This is a genomic window from Paenibacillus sp. VT-400, assembly GCF_001029205.1.
Lineage (GTDB): Bacteria > Bacillota > Bacilli > Paenibacillales > Paenibacillaceae > Paenibacillus > Paenibacillus amylolyticus.
In genome coordinates this window covers 3,452,927-3,468,671 of record NZ_LELF01000067.1, presented here as the reverse complement: position 1 = coordinate 3,468,671, position 15,745 = coordinate 3,452,927, and the positions used below count along the sequence as shown (strand labels likewise).

Sequence of the window (15,745 nt, the reverse complement as noted above, 5' to 3'; positions counted from 1 at the left end):
TGTGACAGCCATTGAATTCCCCCCTCAGGAAGAAATTGCTAGGTCTTTTATTTGCCTTCTTTCTTTGTGTGATTAGCCAGGCCATTCAGCCTGTGCAAAGTTATGCTTCACTGCCGGATGAATTGCAGGTGTTTGCTGGCAGGCAAGCGGATGTCCGGCTCGCTGTACCTGCTGCTTCAAGCGCCGTTGTAGATCGTCCTGATATCGTTGGTTTGGATGATCAGGCAGCGATGCATGTTACCAGGCAACAACCTTTGCATCTTCACCCTCAACAGACGGGACATGCCAAATTAACGTTGAAGTTGTGGGGTAAAATTCCGGTCAAAACAGTCCATGTGAATGTGATACCGGATTTGCGTGTTGTACCCGGGGGACAAACGATTGGCGTCAAGGTTAAATCGGCAGGCATTCTGGTGGTTGGACATCATCTGGTCCGTTCCGGTCAGGATGAGCGTGTATCGCCCGGAGAAACAGCGGGCATTAAGCTCGGAGATCTGATTACGCATATGGATGGAAAACGTCTGGATGGCGTAGCAGGTGTCTCTGAAGCCGTTGAACTTGCAGGGAAAAGTAAAAAAGGTATTGATGTTGTGTTAAAACGTGGTAAGGAAACGGTGAAGACACGATTAACTCCGGCGTATGACTCCGAGGATCAAGCGTGGAGGCTTGGATTGTACATTCGTGATTCTGCAGCCGGTGTTGGCACACTTACCTTCTATGCTCCCGATCAGGGCGTATATGGCGCACTGGGCCATGTCATTACAGATATGAACACACAGACATCTATTGTTGTGGGTAGTGGTCAGATTGTTCAGTCCAATGTAACGTCAATTTCGAAGAGCGAGACCGGTGATCCGGGTGAAAAACGTGCTCATTTCCTCAAGGAAAGCAAAATTTTGGGCAATATTGAACGTAATACGGCTTTTGGTATCTTTGGTAAAATGTCTGGAAATCCTGAGCACAGTTTGTATTCGAAAGGCATTCCCGTCGCTTTTTCTCATGAAGTAAAGGAAGGACCGGCCGAAATACTTACCGTGGTTGACGGTCAACAAGTTGAACGCTTCTCCATTGACATTGTTCATGTGGCAGATCAAACTGAACCAGCAACAAAAGGTCTGGTACTTCGAATTACGGACCCGAAACTGCTGGATAAGACCGGAGGTATCGTTCAAGGGATGAGTGGCAGCCCCATTGTACAAAATGGTAAATTGATCGGTGCAGTTACTCATGTATTCGTGAATGATCCAAAATCGGGTTACGGTTGCTTCATTGAATGGATGTTACAAGATGCTGGCGTTATGATGAAAAAGGAAAACGATAAGAACCTCAAGGCTGGCTAAACAGCCCTGAGGTTCTTTTTTGTCGAAAGCAAACATAATATATCGGATAATGAAATAAATTATTTATTATATAGGATCAAGAAAAAAAAATAAAGAAAAATAATTTTCGACAGGAGGAATTTAACTGGCTGTGTCGAAAATTAAACGTGTAAGGAAATGTACGAAACGATGTTTAATTTAAAGGAGGATACCGTTTTGCAAAAAATTGAGGTATTGCTGGCCGATGATAATCGTGAATTTACGAATTTGCTTGCCGAATATATATCTGAGCAGGAAGATATGGAAGTAACCGGTATTGCATACAATGGAGAAGAAGTACTGCAATTGCTGGAGCAAACTCGGGATGTGCCGGATGTATTGATTCTGGATATTATCATGCCTCACCTGGACGGACTGGGTGTGCTTAAGCGCTTGCGCGACCTGAACCTGTCTCCACAGCCTAAAGTCATTATGCTTACGGCATTCGGACAAGAGAATATCACACAGCGTGCCGTGCAACTCGGAGCTTCTTATTATATTCTTAAGCCGTTTGACATGGAAGTGCTTGCGAATCGTGTGCGTCAACTGGTGGGAACACAGACGGCGATGTCCACAAGCAGCGGATCATCCATGTTCATGAAATCATCCAATGTTGTGCCAATGGGCAAACACAAAAATCTGGATGCAAATATTACGTCCATCATACATGAAATCGGCGTTCCTGCGCATATTAAAGGATATCAGTATTTGCGCGAAGCGATTACGATGGTGTATAACAATATCGAAATTTTGGGAGCCATCACTAAAACACTGTATCCGGCGATTGCCGAAAAATTCAAAACCACGCCGTCCCGCGTCGAACGTGCCATCCGTCATGCCATTGAAGTGGCTTGGACACGCGGCAACATCGACAGCATCAGCCACTTGTTTGGTTACACGATCAACATCAGCAAGTCGAAGCCAACAAATAGCGAGTTCATCGCGATGGTTGCTGACAAGCTGAGAATTGAGCATAAGGTCTCGTAAATACCGCTGTATCAACGTTTTCAGACGTACACTAGAACGATTGTTCGCGTAAACTTATCGGCCGTTGGTCGCGAGATTCCGATAAACTATGCGGACGTTGTTCCGGTAAACTGTCCGAATCTCCGCGCAATTTTAGCGTAAACTTATCGGTCATTTAGCTGATAAACATAATAGCGCATATAATGAAAGAATACAAACGCATGTCTCTTCGGAGGCGTGCGTTTTTCTGCATTTTGATTCTAATTGTTCTGTTTTTAGCTGACGGGATGTGTTAGCGTAATTCTTAATACAGCGAGGAGGTTAACATAATGGACTACAAGGAAAAAAGAAAGTTGATCTTAGAGATGCGGCATACTAAAGATGAGTTGGATATGAAGTCAGCTATTAATATGTTTTTGAACTCACGTAAGTTGAAAAACTTGACAGAGAATACTATATCCTCATACTCTCAATCCTTAGAAAAACTCAGTGTCTTTCTTGAAGTGAATGAGATTATTAAGGTCAATAAGATAATTGTCGAGGACGTCCAAGAATTCATTCAAACAAGAATGGAGCTTGGCAATAGCGCCCCTACTGTGAATAAATATATAAGGAATTTAAGGGCTTTCTTTAATTACTTATCCAGTTCTGGTTATTTAATAGAGAACCCAATGGAACCAATCGATAAGATGGTCGAAGAGAAGCGGGTCCTCCGCACACTGAATCGCGAGCAGGTTACTAAATTGTTGGACGTACCCGATCGCGCCACACCTGCAGGGTTTCGCAACTACGTTTTTATTTTGCTTATACTCGATACAGGTCTGCGCATAGAAGAAGCAATGTCTTTTAGAGTTGAGGATGTTCACTGGAAGGAGCAAGTCATACAGGTTTTCGGTAAGGGCCGCAAAGAAAGACTCGTTCCATTTAGCGCTACTCTTGCTGTCCATCTACGTGAATACCTAGAGTTACGCGGCGAAACGGACACATCCGTATTCTTTGTTAATATTGACGGACTTCCTCTCAAACGCCGGACTGTTCAAGAGGAGATATCAGACTACGGACAGCTTGCGAAGATAAAAGGCGTCCGCGTTTCTTGCCATTCGTTACGTTATACATTTGCTCGCAATTACATTCTAAACGGCGGAGATATCGTAAGTCTCATGAAAATTTTAGGTCATAAATCGCTTCATATGGCGCAATTATACAGTGAGATGTTCCAAGTTGATATTTCGAAGCAACACGGTAAGTTTTCTCCGGTAAACTCGATCTTTAATTAACGCGTAAATAGACCGGATAGCTCATGCAGCCGTCCGGTTTTTCTTCGTGTTTGCACTATTATACATACATTTATCTTTCGTCATTTCCAGCCGACATCGTACGCGTCACAATTTGCGCCTCTTTGAACTTCCCGTAAAATTCACGTGAAATTAGCGTGTTTAATCGCTGACCCTAACGAATACCCTCACGCGCTATTTGAACGGCTAAATCAACGGCAATTTCACGTAGATTTCACGGCGGCGATTCGGAGGGTTCGGTGGAGGAGGGCGGCGAGGCGTATCGTATTGTCTTTTTCTTTAGTTCTGACGCGCAATTCTATGTGAGATGCCCATCTATCCGACACGATCACTTGTTATCGGGGCGTACGAAGTTATGAACGTAGTGAATAACTGAGTAAAAGATCTTAAATCTTTAAAGTCTTTAAAAGATATTATATTATACACACGACGTCGAAAAAGTCAATAGGATGCGTTGGATTAAATGCCCGGCGACCGGAATTGGTAACGTTAATTTGTACTATAACACATACTCGACTTGTGGCGGCTGCTCACGCATAGATTCGAGAGTATCGCGGACGGTTTCGTAGTCCGATTCCACTTTACTACGTTGGCGCTCCGCTTCCTCCCGCGCTTCTCTTTCCGCCTTAAGCGCGGCTTTAACTTCGCGTAGCTCGCGCACGGTCATTTCGTCAACCGTTTTAGTCTCGCCTGTGGACGGAACCGTATGGCCGCGAGTGCGCTCTTCAGGCGGGAGCGTTGCGATTTGGTAAAGGGCTTCGAACGCCAAAGTGGTAGACGTCGACCACCGATCACCCAACTCGGAAACAATTTGCACAAACTTATTAGCGTGACGCACGGGCATCTCGATACAAACTTCGCACCATGTTGTCCAGCCCCCGCGCTCTTCCGCCAGCTTCGTCTCTTTAATGTGTTTCAATCGGCGCCCAATTTCGAATATCGCTTCGCCAGCCACGCGTTTGTATGCGTTGATCTCGGCAGTTAGCGTTGGGAGGTCGGATGAGAGCGCGAGATCATTCGTTGTCATTTATTAACAGGAATTGTAGTTAATCTTATTGACAATATTAATTCCTGATTACATCAAAAGGAGGTACCTTGAATAATGGAGCACTCATTTGAATTTGCTTGGTCTATTGAAAAACCTTCGTCTGAGAAACACTCCTGGTCTTACCAAAAAGCTTGCGAAGCCTGCCTCGGGGAAGTTGAAAAGCGTCATGGGGTAGATTGGAAGGTTACTGACGTAAGTTATGATGACTTAGGTAGAGAAACAGATACGGATGGGGGCGTATGGGGTGGCCCAAGAAAATGGAGTTGCACTCATAAAGTGAGAATTCACTACAACGTTGTTCGACGTGGTCCAGATGATGACTCTTTTGTAGAAACAGGAGAACGTGAAATTTCTCTAACCCACTGAATGATGAATACTGCCTGTACACTCGCCCGCAGCGGATAACGTTTCCGATTGCGGGCTTGTTTGTCATTACAGGAGCGCATCGCTGCAACTATTTATTTCGGATATCTGCGCAATCCATTTCGCGCGACGTCGAGCGGTTTACCCACGCTTGTATAATCCGCCGCCTCCGCGCTATACTAAGAACAAACGTTCTACACACGGATTAAACGGAGGCTCACCGCCCATGATCGATATCACCTCGGAAGACCACACGCTCCTCAAATCGCATATTATTCTCCCGCGTGTCCTAACCGCATTCGAACGGGACATCGCGCTTATTAACGCAACGCTCAAGACGCCGGGTCCGTACGTCGACGTCATTGCGGAAGCTCAGCGCAAACTCACCGCAGACCTCTACGAAGTACGCAAAGGATTCCGTACGCGCGGGATTAAGGTCTACGAAGAGGTAACGGATAGTGACGGAGTAACGGCGCGCTATAAATGCCGCGGCTATGAGTCGCAAATGCGGATAAGGTGGGCGTTTATGTCGGCGGAGGCTGGCGTGTTGATGCGGAAGTATCTCGGGGTGAATGAGGGAACGCGGCCATTAGTAAAGTTATCACCGGAGTAGACAGAAAAAGACGCAGCGTCAGGTTAGACTGCGTCTTGGGTGTTGCGTGCGTTGGCGGTAAGGTTTATGATTAATACTGAATAGTGATCGCGGTAGCAGCTCTTGGCGGGGAGGCTATCGCTTCTTTGCGTTTATAAAGAAAATAACTGATGTGATAAAGGCTAACATTGTGAAGATTAAAATACCGAAGTTAAGCATAACGTCCAACGCTTGGTATGTACTCATTCCTTCACCTCCTTTCTTTGTATTATAGATTATAGGATATGAGTGTCAATGTTCGTATAAAAAGGGGAACAAGAAATGAATGAAAATGCTTCTATCATCTCGTTGACACCTCCGATTATAAGTGGACTAGCGTGTTTCTTTCAAAGTGCAAATTCGGCGATTTCGCTTATCAGAGCATTTTTACTACTACTCGCGAAATGCTTTAACTGTAGAATTTTTTCCACGTATTGAATAAAAATTTATCCAACTTGTAGAAAAACTCCAACTTCGTAGGTATTTAGACCGGGTTTTCTAACTTTCGCGATAAAACAACGTACTCCTTATATCTCCCGAATTCTCCCGTTCTCTTACAAATTCATTCCGGGAATTGTCCCGTTGATGAACGCGTAAACCCATAACGCTACGATAAGCGGACACGCTATTACGATCATCAAAAACGCGTTAGGCGGAAACGGAAACCAAGCGCATAATACCGCCGCGAATACGATTCCGAAATAGTACGTGTTGAACATTCCGGTTCTCAATTAGACGGCGTACATTATACGTTCACTCCTTCGATTTTGACGCCGAATAGCAGCAGGAATTTTGCGCCAATTTGTCGAAGTGTATACGTAACCCAAAACGAAAGGACTACGTCTAGTGCGTCTGCTAACTTCTGATAATCGCAAATGGACCGTACGCTCATATTTATATTTATCGGCGCGGAACTCGTTGGAAGCGGTGTTTATGGAGATGAACGTTATGCGCGCAGTCTGTACGTTTAAATATGCGGGATGAGAGGAGAATGAAGCTATGAGCACACCGATATCTGATTCGCTTCATTTATTAAAAGATGCCGAAAACCAGCTTACATTAATAAAAATTAGTTACGAAAACTCCTTTAAAGAAAAAGAAGTGTCGAAGATGCTTCGTCTAAAAGTTAAACACTTCTTAGATAACATAAGATCCGCTCTTGACTACGCAGCTTGGCAGATATACACGGATAAAAGTAGACAGAATGTTGGGGAGAGAAATCGGGAAAAACATGAGAAGGGAATTTACTTCCCTATTTTAAAGTCAAAGAGTAATTTTGACGATATTATAAGGAATAAATTTCCAGGAGTAGAAGAACATAATCCAGAAATAAAGAATATTCTTGAAAGTGCCCAAGGATTTATGACAGTAGATGGGGTAAATTGGACTAACAATCTTGTTGAACTTAGTAATAACAATAAACATAGAAGCCTCACAGCACAGAAAAAAAAGGAAACAGTACACATTCATAAACTTGTTACTAACGATGGTAATGTTACAATTACTAATACCACCTTCGTAGGGGAGAATGGTTCCTCAGCCTTTGGTATGAATGACCTTGATATTACAAATATGAATCTAGGTGACTTTCCTAGTGAGTTTAGTTATGAGGGCAACGTGGAAGTTGAATTTAAATTTAAGGATATTGATCAACCGGTATTAGCGGTGCTTGATGATATCTTTTACGGTGCATCAGATGTGCTCGGCAGGCTCTCAGATGTTCTTACAGCACCTAATACAGAGTAATATCACCTTATATAACCGCAGCCCGTCGCAGGGTTTGCGGTTCTTCCATGTTCTCACCGTCAAATCCCCATACATAGTGCGCCTTGCCTGTCCGGGTACGTTTCCCTTATCGAAGCCCACTCGGAAAGATAAGGCTGACATGTACGCAACTGCCCACGTAATAGCGGCTATGTTAGGTCGGTCATACTGTGCAATCTGTAAACAAGTTGAACTTCGTAATAAATGGTTCTGGACATAATTAATCTTATCTACTGGCTCTCGCTACGAGGGCCTTTAACTTTATACTCGTTCGAAACAGATTACTTCGCCTTTTAGCGCGTCCTTATCGATCGGCTTCGGATTCTTCCACCACTTCCAGTTAACTTCGCGGCGGATCTCGTCTCCGATTCCATTGCGAGTGTGATTCCGACTACCCATTCGTCGGTCGTCTTTTCAATACCACGCTCCTGGATAATACGATGGTCAAGCGCGTTCTGCATTGCGAAAATGTGCGTTAGATTGTCGTTCAATTCGGTCACTCCCTATTTTTTCTAATGGTTTAGTAGTATATTTTGGTTAAAAAGAACAGAAGGAGAGTAAATTTTGTACATACTACTACAGTTTATTGACAAATTATTTAGTGCGTTGAAGTTTGGAATTTACAGCGCGATAGCTCTCTATACTTACTTTCAGCTCATATTAACTGAGCGGGATAAGGTTTCAGACATACTTAATAGCAATTTGACGTGGTACATACTTATCGCCGCAATTCTAGAGGCCGCCCACAACCTTTATAACTGGGTTACTGATCGCCTACCTAGAGAGAGAAGTCACGACTCCTTTATTAAATGAGCGTTAACGCCCCGATTGATCCCGTAATCAGCCATCGCCGCCCAATCACGCGCAGCCTGTTCGCGTTCGATACGTTCGGCTGGCGCGGTTCTGACGCTGTATCCGGTCGGTGTACGTTCAAATTTATATGCATAGTTGCGCCCCCCTCAGCGCTATTTGTTCGTTTCCGATTCGAAGAAAAATACGAGTGCTAGCGTTATGAAGGCGAGTGCTGCAATGATGTCATCCGGGTCCCAACCGAAGTAGAGGTATCAATCGTTGTATCGCCCGCTTCTGTTGCAGCGTTCGCAGCGTACATATGTTACTTGCGGCGGCTGTTTCGGATGGATACCGTTAAGGCTACGAGTGATACCGCCAATCCGACTACTCCGATGATCGTGATTACCGTTGTCATATCGATTAACTCTCATATATGTTTAACATGTACGGTTCATTGTGGTATATTTGGAGTGAGAAGGCGTTGTGTTAGCCGTCCTCTTACGATACCTATCTGTTTTTGAATATAGTAACTATTACATAGTAGAGGAGAATTAGTTTGACTGATACGGATAATAATAAGATAAGTTTGATAGACCTTTCAGTTTTGCCACCGGAAGTCACTAAGGAATTATATGGTGATCTTGTACAGCCAACTGCTTTGAACTTAGGAAGTATTTCTGGAGCTTTAACAGGAGTTATATCAAATGCTTTTAACAGTATTAGACTGTGGAATGTTAAACAGCAGCTTATATACGCACAAAATGTTAAAAAGCTAGAAGAGGGATTTAATAAAATTGAGGATGATAGTAAAAGTGAGATTCCTTTAGAACTAGCTGCACCGATAATAGAAAAGCTAACTTATACTAGCAACTCAGCAATAAGTGAAATGTATATTAACCTCTTATTAAAGGGGGCATCCAAAGAAACGATCGGAATCGCACACCCTGGATTTATTAATACAGTTGCTAGCTTGTCTCATGATGAAGCACTTATTCTTAAGTATTTATTCGATAATAATATGAAATCAATTCCGGCGGTTGATCTTCTAGTCTCCTCTATAATATCTGATGAGGACTCCAGATTCTTCTCCGACAAAACTTATAGCGCTCTGCCAGACATGTGTAATCTTGACTTCCCTGATAATGATAACTTATACATTCACAATTTACTTGGACTTGGTATCTTGGGTAAAAGTGAAGGAAGAGAAGAACTCGACTATGAGTTTATTTATACCAAACTTGAAAACAGACTGAAACTGGATAAGCAAGATTTTTTAACCAGAATGACTACTCAGTATGGACTTAGTCAATTTTACAATGTCGACTTTTTTAGAAATGCATATTTTATAACTGATTACGGAATCCAGTTCCTAAAAGCATGTAATGAAACAAGTAAATAATTATTTTAGGCCGCGTATTTGCACGCGGCCTAAAGCTATACTATGCTGCATTAGTGTTTTCTTCCACTCTCCTAATTATTGTTTCGTAATTTAAGCCTAGCTTTTCAATAACATGTGCAATAGCTCCCTCGGTAAAGATTGTACCTTTTGTTCTTCGTAAAGTGATAACGCTATCCGTTACATCTCCTAATGCTCCCTTTTGGACAATCAATCCTTGTCTGCGCTGGAAATATAGCGAGTCATTGTAAAACAAGTTCAAATATTCCTCACTTTACCCTCTGTCGCAAATTCACGTAATCCGATTGCATCTCTCACATCCACGTTCATTAGGTGTAGAAAGTGCCGAAACTTCGGTAACTCGTTTGAAAATCGCCGAAGTAACGCGATACCTGCTGCTGTCTCAGCTTGAGCAGACAACTTTGTGCCGGCTATATAATCGCATTGCAGGCTCTCGACCAACGCGGCCTCACGATTACCGAGGAATAGTTCATTATCCGATTTTCGACGCGCCTTTACCTTAGCCGCCACCCTAGGAAAGTTCCGGAGTGTGTGAACCGTTACCGCTTCCGCGCGCTTGTTCGCTGTAACAGTGGTCAATTTATGTCCGCGACCCTCTTCCGTACCGTACATTTGAGCGCGCAGATTTGCCGTAAACACGGGTGCGAATGCTGTATGCTGTCCTCGATCAATAAGTCCATGCTGAATGAGATGGTCCGTTACATAAGGAGAGTTCAAAACGAGGTCAGCCGCTGCTGATTCGGCGATCAAAGCAAAACTCGCCTTTGCTGAATCGTCTACTCTTAGCGGCCGCGCCTACTCTCGTTGGTAAGAAGGTAGCGAAAGAGGTAACGGTAAGAATTGACGGAGAGCCAACGAAGAACAAAGCGATAATCGTAAACGGAGTGACTTATGCGCCGGTTCGTGAGATTGGCGAATCCTCCGGATACGACGTTTCATATAGCGGGTCAGTCGTTGACCTAGAAAGCACCACGAAAGGAGTGCCCGGATTGGAAGTACCGGGATTCGACGATACCGTAAGAACAGAGCAGATTGCGCAACGTGATAAGGCAATCGAGGTACACGAGGCAGAGATCGCGCGTCTGCAGCAAGGCATTGATTACAATGTTCAGATGTACGCGGAGATACCGATGTACCGTGACACTGGATTGAAGTATCAGGATACGGACTCTTATAAAGAAACCGTTGAGCGCATCAAGGTGTTGGACGCTAAGATTGTCGAATTGCAGAAAGAGATTGAGCAGCTAAGAATAAAGTGAATTATACGAATACATTAATCAAGGCTCTTGCCAACATTGGCGGGGGCCTTTTTATGTTGTATAGAAACGGAGGGAACGTGATGTATGACGAAATCAAACGGCTTGAGCGCGAGTTAGACCGGTGGGTAACGATATCCGCTTGGCTTAGTGTGCCGTGGATCGTTTTGCCCATCGTGCTCATTGCGAATTATTTAACTTAGCAGCTTTGTGATGACGAATGTTACTATCGCAGTGATAGCGACTGTTACTGCATGAGTGACGAACTTACTGAGCGTGTTTAGGCGCTTTTCTATCACAAACAACGGCTCTGCATGTCCTTTAGCTGTGATACTCGCGTAGGAAGTATGCAGTGTTCTTTGATCGGTATGCTTTACGGTTATCATTCCTTTTGTATGTAAGTAGGCGAGGATTACTCGTAACTCATCCTCATTGCCGCCTAGAACTTTATCGCGAATCTCCTTATAAGAGACTCGACCATTTTGGCGAATATAGTCAAGTACTCGTTTTGCTTTTCTCACCTGAGAACACCTCGCTATATTTATAAACTATTAATAGGGGAATAAAAAATGATCATAAACGGAGAGCACAATGAACAAATCGTAATCACGCGAAAAGGTACTGGAAGACTGACGACCGAGGACGGACAGAACGAGATTATTGCGATCCTGTCCGACGACGGCGAGTGGATTGTTAAAGAAGGCTTTAGCGTAGTCATTGATTAGTCAAGGTTGTTGTTTCTACTGCTATCCGGATTGGAGCGGATGATTCGTCTTCCGTCTGACCGCATTACATGGTAGTCTGGATAATCTTTTATCCGATCAGCAACTTGACCTCGGGTTAGCGTTTCCCCAGTCTTATTGTCTCGGAACTTTTGATTAAGACCGGTTTCACTCTCTTTGATTACCTCAAGTCTAGGTCTGTTAGAGTTTGGCATACTATCACCTCCTTATAATTCCAATATACGACAAACTACTATTCAAGTCTCTCATTTTATTTGTTAGGAGAATTAAATATGAAATCACGCACACTACTCGAATGTACCGTAGACCTGGCGCAACCAGTCCCGGAAATTACCGCAGTCATATCCGCCGTCCTTGCGTATCATCCTGACGGCCAAGCGGAAATACTCCGCGCACTTGATTACGAAATTGGGACGGCGCTGGCTGCGTTAGAAACGGAGGAAACCGCGGATGGAGCAGGCGATATTTAATAGCGCGCTAAAGGAGGGCCTATTCGCGGTCCTATTCGTCGTGGCCGGATTCCTATTGTGGCGTCAGATGGCGCGGATACAGGACGACGGTCGCGCCCGCGAAGACCGCATGATGGCCGCCGCCAAGGAACGCGAGGATCAGATGTACTCGGACGCGCTGCGCAGAGAGGAACGGCTCATGCGACTAGCGGAGGATTTAACGGGGCGCTTCGAAACGCTGGCGTCTCAATACGAAGGGCTGTCGTTGGATGTAACGGAGATTAAGTCCGTAATGAAAGGGGAGCGATAACGTGAACTATCGCAAAGATTATATTCCGAAAGGTGCTGCGTTTAATCGGCGTCCAGCCAACGTAATGAACGCGACGACGATTACGATACACAATACGGGTAATCCGTCAAGTTCCGCAGCTAATGAGCGCGCTTGGTTGACGAATCCAACGAACGCACGCACCGCGTCATTCCACATCGCCGTAGATGAGCGCGAGGCTATCGAATGTATTCCGCTTAGTGAGAACGCTTGGCATTCCGGAGATGGTAGCGGAGCCAAGTCCGGAAACCGTACGTCAATCGGCGTTGAAATCTGTGAATCCGGCAATTACGCAAAGACGCTAGATAACGCGGTTACTCTCGTTGCGGCGATGTTGAAGGAACGCGGATGGGGCGTTGATCGATTGCGTCGCCACTACGATTGGTCTGGTAAAATCTGTCCGCGCTTAATGTACGATGGTGGCGCGTGGACCGGATGGGGTCTGTTTAAAGCGGCGGTAGATGCGAAACTAAACGAAAAGGTGGCGGATGCTAACGTGAAGAAGGACGTAATCGTAAGCGTAGTTGTTAACGGTAAGAAAGTGACAGACGGCGTGCTTGAAGGAGGGACTACGTATACACCTGCGCGTGCAGTAGCGGAAGCATTAGGCGCGAAGGTAACGTGGGACGCGAAGACTAAAACGGTGACGATTACGAAGGAGGCGAAATAATATGTACGAAATTGGCGTAGTGGTTGCGGTGATTATTGCGATCGGTGAGTTTGCGAAATTGTACGTTGCGGCAAAGTGGATTCCGCTGTTATCGATGGTGCTCGGATTAGGCGCGGGTCTCTTTTATATTCCGGTGGATTCCGTTGCGGATGGGATTATGACGGGGATCATGACGGGACTAGCTGCGTGTAAGCTGTATGATATCGGGGCTAAAACGTTGAAGAAGCGGAGCGACGAGACGTAAGGCGGATAAGAAAACGGAATAGAATGAAAAGGCGCAGTTCTCGCGGGAGAGATTCCGTTGAGGGCTGCGCCTTTTCTGTATATATATATAATGATTTTTAATGAAAACAAATTTGTGTTGAGGTACAATAAAATAAATATATTAAGAGGGGTGCTAAATGGAAACTGCTGAAAACAACGAACAATCAGGAGAGAAGGAAGAAGTCGAGAAACAAGGGGCTACTGATAATAAGAAAAGGTATGAATCAGGACCGTTTCTACTTACTGTTATTCAAGCTGAGTATGAGTATGAACTTGAGAGGGGTCGCAGTATTGAGAGTAGGACAGGTATATTTATAGCTTTCCTAGGTGCTCTCCTGGTATTTATGCTTGAAAAATTAAAACTTCCCAAGTTCACTGGGAAGACTTACACATTGATTGAGGCAACCCCGTTTGTTCTTTCATTTTTGTTCTTCGTTGGAGCGTTATTAACAATACTTATCTCGGTGTACATGTTTATTAAAGTACTTTCTGTTAAGACTCACAAGAGGTTGAAGTTAAGTGGGTTTACGGCGGCACGTGCTAATGAAAATGAAAATGCTCTTGCAACGGCAATTATGGTTGACTACCAGCAAGTTGTTACTCGTAACAATGAAGTTAATACAGAGAAAGTTCTTATTTTCAAAAAAGGAACACAATACGCTTTTGCCGCTCTAATTTTGGCAGCAATAGGGTACATAATTAATCTTTTCATTTCTTGAGAGGAGGTGAACATATGAGCAATCAAGACGATCAAGGTTGGGACGACATACTAGATGGACTGAAAGCAGAAACATCAGATAGTAGCGAGGTTGCTAGCTTTGGGACCCAAGATATGAACGAAAGCGCTAGTTTCGGGACAGAGATTATTGAAAAAGGTTTTGGTCATTCTTTAGAGTTTTTCAATAAACAAAACCAAGACGGCAAGGACGACAATGGTAACAAATAAAAACAACATACAGCAAGTTATTATGTTGTTTTTATTTGTTAAGGGGGAGGTGTACATATGAGTAGTAAGGATGACGATTATGGGTGGGACGATATACTAGATAGCCTTAGTGCTGATTCTTCTGATAGCAACGATATTGTAAGTTTTGGGACCGAAGTTATGCTTGAAAGCATACAGATCAGGACAGTTGATATCGAGAAAGGCTTCGGTCAAACTTTTGAAAACTCCAGCAAACAAGATCAAAATGGCAAGGACAAAAAAGAATAGTAAAAACACAGCTTGAACGTTGAGTCCAAGCTGTGTTTTTTTTTGTTTTTATTTAAACAACCGTTTACCGCGCTTCTTCTCGTTGCCTTTATCGATCAAACTCGAAATCGGACTCGCTTTATCGTGTTGCTCACGTATATCTGTTCCTGTGAACTTCGCGTATACCTGGGTCATGTTAAGCGATGTATGGCCTAAAATGCGTGCCAGCGTCAACGCGTCGCCTCCTTCACGGAGAAACTTAACCGCAAAATAATGCCGAAACGTATGCGGAGATACACGCGCTCCTGTTACGCCGACGCGCTTTGTGTAAAGTTTAAGCATCTTCGCGAAGGTGTCCCCGTAATAGCGTTCGCCGAATTGCGTGAGCCACAGCGGATCGTCGTCACTTACGTCCATGTACGAAATCAAGTTCTCAAGCTCACGGGCGGTAAGCGGGGAGATAGGGACTACGCGAGTCATGTTCGTCTTTGTCGTCTCAGCGCGGACGATTATTTGCCGCGTCTTAAAGTTAACGTCTGATACGCGTAGATTCGTCAGCTCTTTAATACGGAGGCCGGTGTCGCAGAGAAGAAGCATCATGCAATAATCCCGTCGGCCCGTGTACACTCTTCGGTTAGGTGCGCTGAGTAGCTTGACTACTTCGTCGTCCGTGAATATATCGAATGTATCTTTTGCTTCCGCCTGGTATTTAACTGCCTCCATTGGGTTGTACGTGATAACTCTTTCTTCTATTAAGTAATTAAAGAAGATGCGCATATTACGTATGACGTTGTTTATCGTCCGTGGCGATAGCCCTTTTGCACCGTTTGGACTCGTCGGATGATCGTCCCAGCGTACCTTCCCGAACGAGAGATATTCGATGTACTCACGTAGGATCTCCGTATTAATTTCGTCGTACTCACGTTCGTTATACCATTTCTCGAATTGATTCAAGACCTGCGCGTATGCACTGACCGTTTTTACTGCGCGACGTTCTCTGCGCTTAGAGTCGAGAAACTGCGCGATGCGATCTCCTAACGCAAGCTTAAGCGGCTTACCCTCTTTCGATACAAACGTAAACTTCGGTGTTTTCTGCGCCATTTATCAGCGCCTCCTTTAGCGATAAATTTACGCTAAATGTTCCGATAAAGCTGCGAAATCTTTATCGCTATAGCGACAGACTATTTCGCGTATGTTCACGCTAAACTT

At 44.4% G+C, this 15,745-nt stretch carries 24 protein-coding genes; 17 read left to right on the top strand and 7 right to left on the bottom strand.

What is annotated here, in order from left to right:
- Positions 1-11 precede the first annotated feature (11 nt).
- The 3 genes from spoIVB to EL84_RS25945 all read left to right on the top strand — a co-directional run bounded on the left by spoIVB (position 12) and on the right by EL84_RS25945 (position 3,601).
- A complete protein-coding gene (spoIVB, locus tag EL84_RS25955; RefSeq protein WP_036614352.1) occupies positions 12-1,340 on the top strand; it encodes a SpoIVB peptidase in 1,329 nt (442 codons plus the stop codon).
- A 195-nt stretch (positions 1,341-1,535) separates the two neighbouring features.
- Positions 1,536-2,345, top strand: coding sequence for a sporulation transcription factor Spo0A (spo0A, locus tag EL84_RS25950; protein ID WP_047843619.1), 810 nt, complete (start codon positions 1,536-1,538; stop codon positions 2,343-2,345).
- 308 nt (positions 2,346-2,653) lie between these two features.
- Positions 2,654-3,601 (top strand): tyrosine-type recombinase/integrase, encoded by a 948-nt coding sequence (locus EL84_RS25945; protein WP_053061614.1) that lies wholly within the window; start codon positions 2,654-2,656, stop codon positions 3,599-3,601.
- A gap of 517 nt (positions 3,602-4,118) precedes the next feature.
- Here the strand turns inward: EL84_RS25945 and EL84_RS25940 are convergent.
- Positions 4,119-4,646 carry a DUF3102 domain-containing protein gene (locus EL84_RS25940; protein WP_047843618.1) on the bottom strand — a complete coding sequence of 176 codons (528 nt, stop codon included), beginning with the start codon at positions 4,644-4,646 and terminating at the stop codon, positions 4,119-4,121.
- 75 nt (positions 4,647-4,721) lie between these two features.
- Between EL84_RS25940 and EL84_RS25935 the strand changes: the two genes are divergently transcribed.
- Positions 4,722-5,033, top strand: a complete 312-nt coding sequence (locus tag EL84_RS25935) for a hypothetical protein (protein ID WP_047843617.1) — start codon at positions 4,722-4,724, stop codon at positions 5,031-5,033.
- 223 nt (positions 5,034-5,256) lie between these two features.
- On the top strand, positions 5,257-5,643 hold the full coding sequence (locus EL84_RS25930) for a hypothetical protein (RefSeq protein WP_047843616.1): 387 nt from the start codon (positions 5,257-5,259) through the stop codon (positions 5,641-5,643).
- A gap of 114 nt (positions 5,644-5,757) precedes the next feature.
- Here the strand turns inward: EL84_RS25930 and EL84_RS33160 are convergent, their stop codons facing one another.
- Positions 5,758-5,868 carry a putative holin-like toxin gene (locus tag EL84_RS33160; protein ID WP_414855720.1) on the bottom strand — a complete coding sequence of 37 codons (111 nt, stop codon included), beginning with the start codon at positions 5,866-5,868 and terminating at the stop codon, positions 5,758-5,760.
- A gap of 792 nt (positions 5,869-6,660) precedes the next feature.
- Here EL84_RS33160 and EL84_RS25925 point away from each other — a divergent pair.
- On the top strand, positions 6,661-7,407 hold the full coding sequence (locus EL84_RS25925; RefSeq protein ID WP_047843615.1) for a hypothetical protein: 747 nt from the start codon (positions 6,661-6,663) through the stop codon (positions 7,405-7,407).
- A 311-nt stretch (positions 7,408-7,718) separates the two neighbouring features.
- Here the strand turns inward: EL84_RS25925 and EL84_RS25920 are convergent, their stop codons facing one another.
- Both EL84_RS25920 and EL84_RS32075 read right to left on the bottom strand, forming a co-directional pair.
- Positions 7,719-7,916, bottom strand: coding sequence for a hypothetical protein (locus EL84_RS25920; RefSeq protein WP_235431592.1), 198 nt, complete (start codon positions 7,914-7,916; stop codon positions 7,719-7,721).
- Between the two features lie 314 nt (positions 7,917-8,230).
- Positions 8,231-8,371, bottom strand: coding sequence for a hypothetical protein (locus EL84_RS32075; RefSeq protein WP_161799448.1), 141 nt, complete (start codon positions 8,369-8,371; stop codon positions 8,231-8,233).
- Positions 8,372-8,773: 402 nt separating this feature from the next.
- On the opposite strand from EL84_RS32075, the gene EL84_RS25910 reads away from it, so the two are divergent.
- Positions 8,774-9,616: a DUF4393 domain-containing protein gene (locus EL84_RS25910; RefSeq protein ID WP_047843613.1), complete on the top strand. Its 843-nt coding sequence runs from the start codon at positions 8,774-8,776 to the stop codon at positions 9,614-9,616.
- 255 nt (positions 9,617-9,871) lie between these two features.
- On the opposite strand, the gene EL84_RS25900 is transcribed toward EL84_RS25910, so the two are convergent.
- Entirely contained in the window at positions 9,872-10,384 is a 513-nt protein-coding gene (locus EL84_RS25900) for a hypothetical protein (RefSeq protein WP_047843611.1), read from the bottom strand.
- Between the two features lie 14 nt (positions 10,385-10,398).
- Here EL84_RS25900 and EL84_RS25895 point away from each other — a divergent pair, with 14 nt between their 5' ends.
- The 3 genes from EL84_RS25895 (at position 10,399) to EL84_RS32070 (ending at position 11,615) form a co-directional block, all read left to right on the top strand.
- Positions 10,399-10,893, top strand: coding sequence for a hypothetical protein (locus tag EL84_RS25895; protein ID WP_047843610.1), 495 nt, complete (start codon positions 10,399-10,401; stop codon positions 10,891-10,893).
- A gap of 53 nt (positions 10,894-10,946) precedes the next feature.
- Positions 10,947-11,093, top strand: a complete 147-nt coding sequence (locus tag EL84_RS31885; RefSeq protein ID WP_161799447.1) for a hypothetical protein — start codon at positions 10,947-10,949, stop codon at positions 11,091-11,093.
- A gap of 366 nt (positions 11,094-11,459) precedes the next feature.
- Positions 11,460-11,615 (top strand): hypothetical protein, encoded by a 156-nt coding sequence (locus EL84_RS32070; protein WP_161799446.1) that lies wholly within the window; start codon positions 11,460-11,462, stop codon positions 11,613-11,615.
- On the opposite strand, the gene EL84_RS25885 is transcribed toward EL84_RS32070, so the two are convergent.
- Positions 11,612-11,827 carry a DUF3892 domain-containing protein gene (locus EL84_RS25885; RefSeq protein ID WP_047843608.1) on the bottom strand — a complete coding sequence of 72 codons (216 nt, stop codon included), beginning with the start codon at positions 11,825-11,827 and terminating at the stop codon, positions 11,612-11,614. The two genes, EL84_RS32070 and EL84_RS25885, sit on opposite strands and share 4 nt — an antisense overlap.
- A gap of 78 nt (positions 11,828-11,905) precedes the next feature.
- On the opposite strand from EL84_RS25885, the gene EL84_RS25880 reads away from it, so the two are divergent.
- The 7 genes from EL84_RS25880 to EL84_RS25850 all read left to right on the top strand — a co-directional run bounded on the left by EL84_RS25880 (position 11,906) and on the right by EL84_RS25850 (position 14,557).
- The gene (locus tag EL84_RS25880; RefSeq protein WP_047843607.1) at positions 11,906-12,103 is read left to right on the top strand and encodes a hypothetical protein; all 198 of its coding nucleotides are present in this window, start codon (positions 11,906-11,908) and stop codon (positions 12,101-12,103) included.
- Positions 12,084-12,392, top strand: a complete 309-nt coding sequence (locus tag EL84_RS25875; RefSeq protein ID WP_047843606.1) for a BhlA/UviB family holin-like peptide — start codon at positions 12,084-12,086, stop codon at positions 12,390-12,392. The genes EL84_RS25880 and EL84_RS25875 overlap by 20 nt, the downstream gene beginning before the upstream one ends.
- Position 12,393: 1 nt before the next feature.
- Positions 12,394-13,080, top strand: coding sequence for an N-acetylmuramoyl-L-alanine amidase (locus tag EL84_RS25870; RefSeq protein ID WP_047843605.1), 687 nt, complete (start codon positions 12,394-12,396; stop codon positions 13,078-13,080).
- A gap of 1 nt (position 13,081) precedes the next feature.
- Positions 13,082-13,324, top strand: a complete 243-nt coding sequence (locus EL84_RS25865) for a hypothetical protein (RefSeq protein ID WP_047843604.1) — start codon at positions 13,082-13,084, stop codon at positions 13,322-13,324.
- A gap of 157 nt (positions 13,325-13,481) precedes the next feature.
- Positions 13,482-14,063 (top strand): hypothetical protein, encoded by a 582-nt coding sequence (locus EL84_RS25860; protein WP_047843603.1) that lies wholly within the window; start codon positions 13,482-13,484, stop codon positions 14,061-14,063.
- 14 nt (positions 14,064-14,077) lie between these two features.
- Positions 14,078-14,290 (top strand): hypothetical protein, encoded by a 213-nt coding sequence (locus tag EL84_RS25855; RefSeq protein ID WP_047843602.1) that lies wholly within the window; start codon positions 14,078-14,080, stop codon positions 14,288-14,290.
- Positions 14,291-14,347: 57 nt separating this feature from the next.
- Entirely contained in the window at positions 14,348-14,557 is a 210-nt protein-coding gene (locus EL84_RS25850) for a hypothetical protein (RefSeq protein ID WP_047843601.1), read from the top strand.
- A 48-nt stretch (positions 14,558-14,605) separates the two neighbouring features.
- Here EL84_RS25850 and EL84_RS25845 read toward each other — a convergent pair whose 3' ends face one another.
- Positions 14,606-15,637 carry a tyrosine-type recombinase/integrase gene (locus EL84_RS25845; RefSeq protein WP_047843600.1) on the bottom strand — a complete coding sequence of 344 codons (1,032 nt, stop codon included), beginning with the start codon at positions 15,635-15,637 and terminating at the stop codon, positions 14,606-14,608.
- Positions 15,638-15,745: the final 108 nt, after the last annotated feature.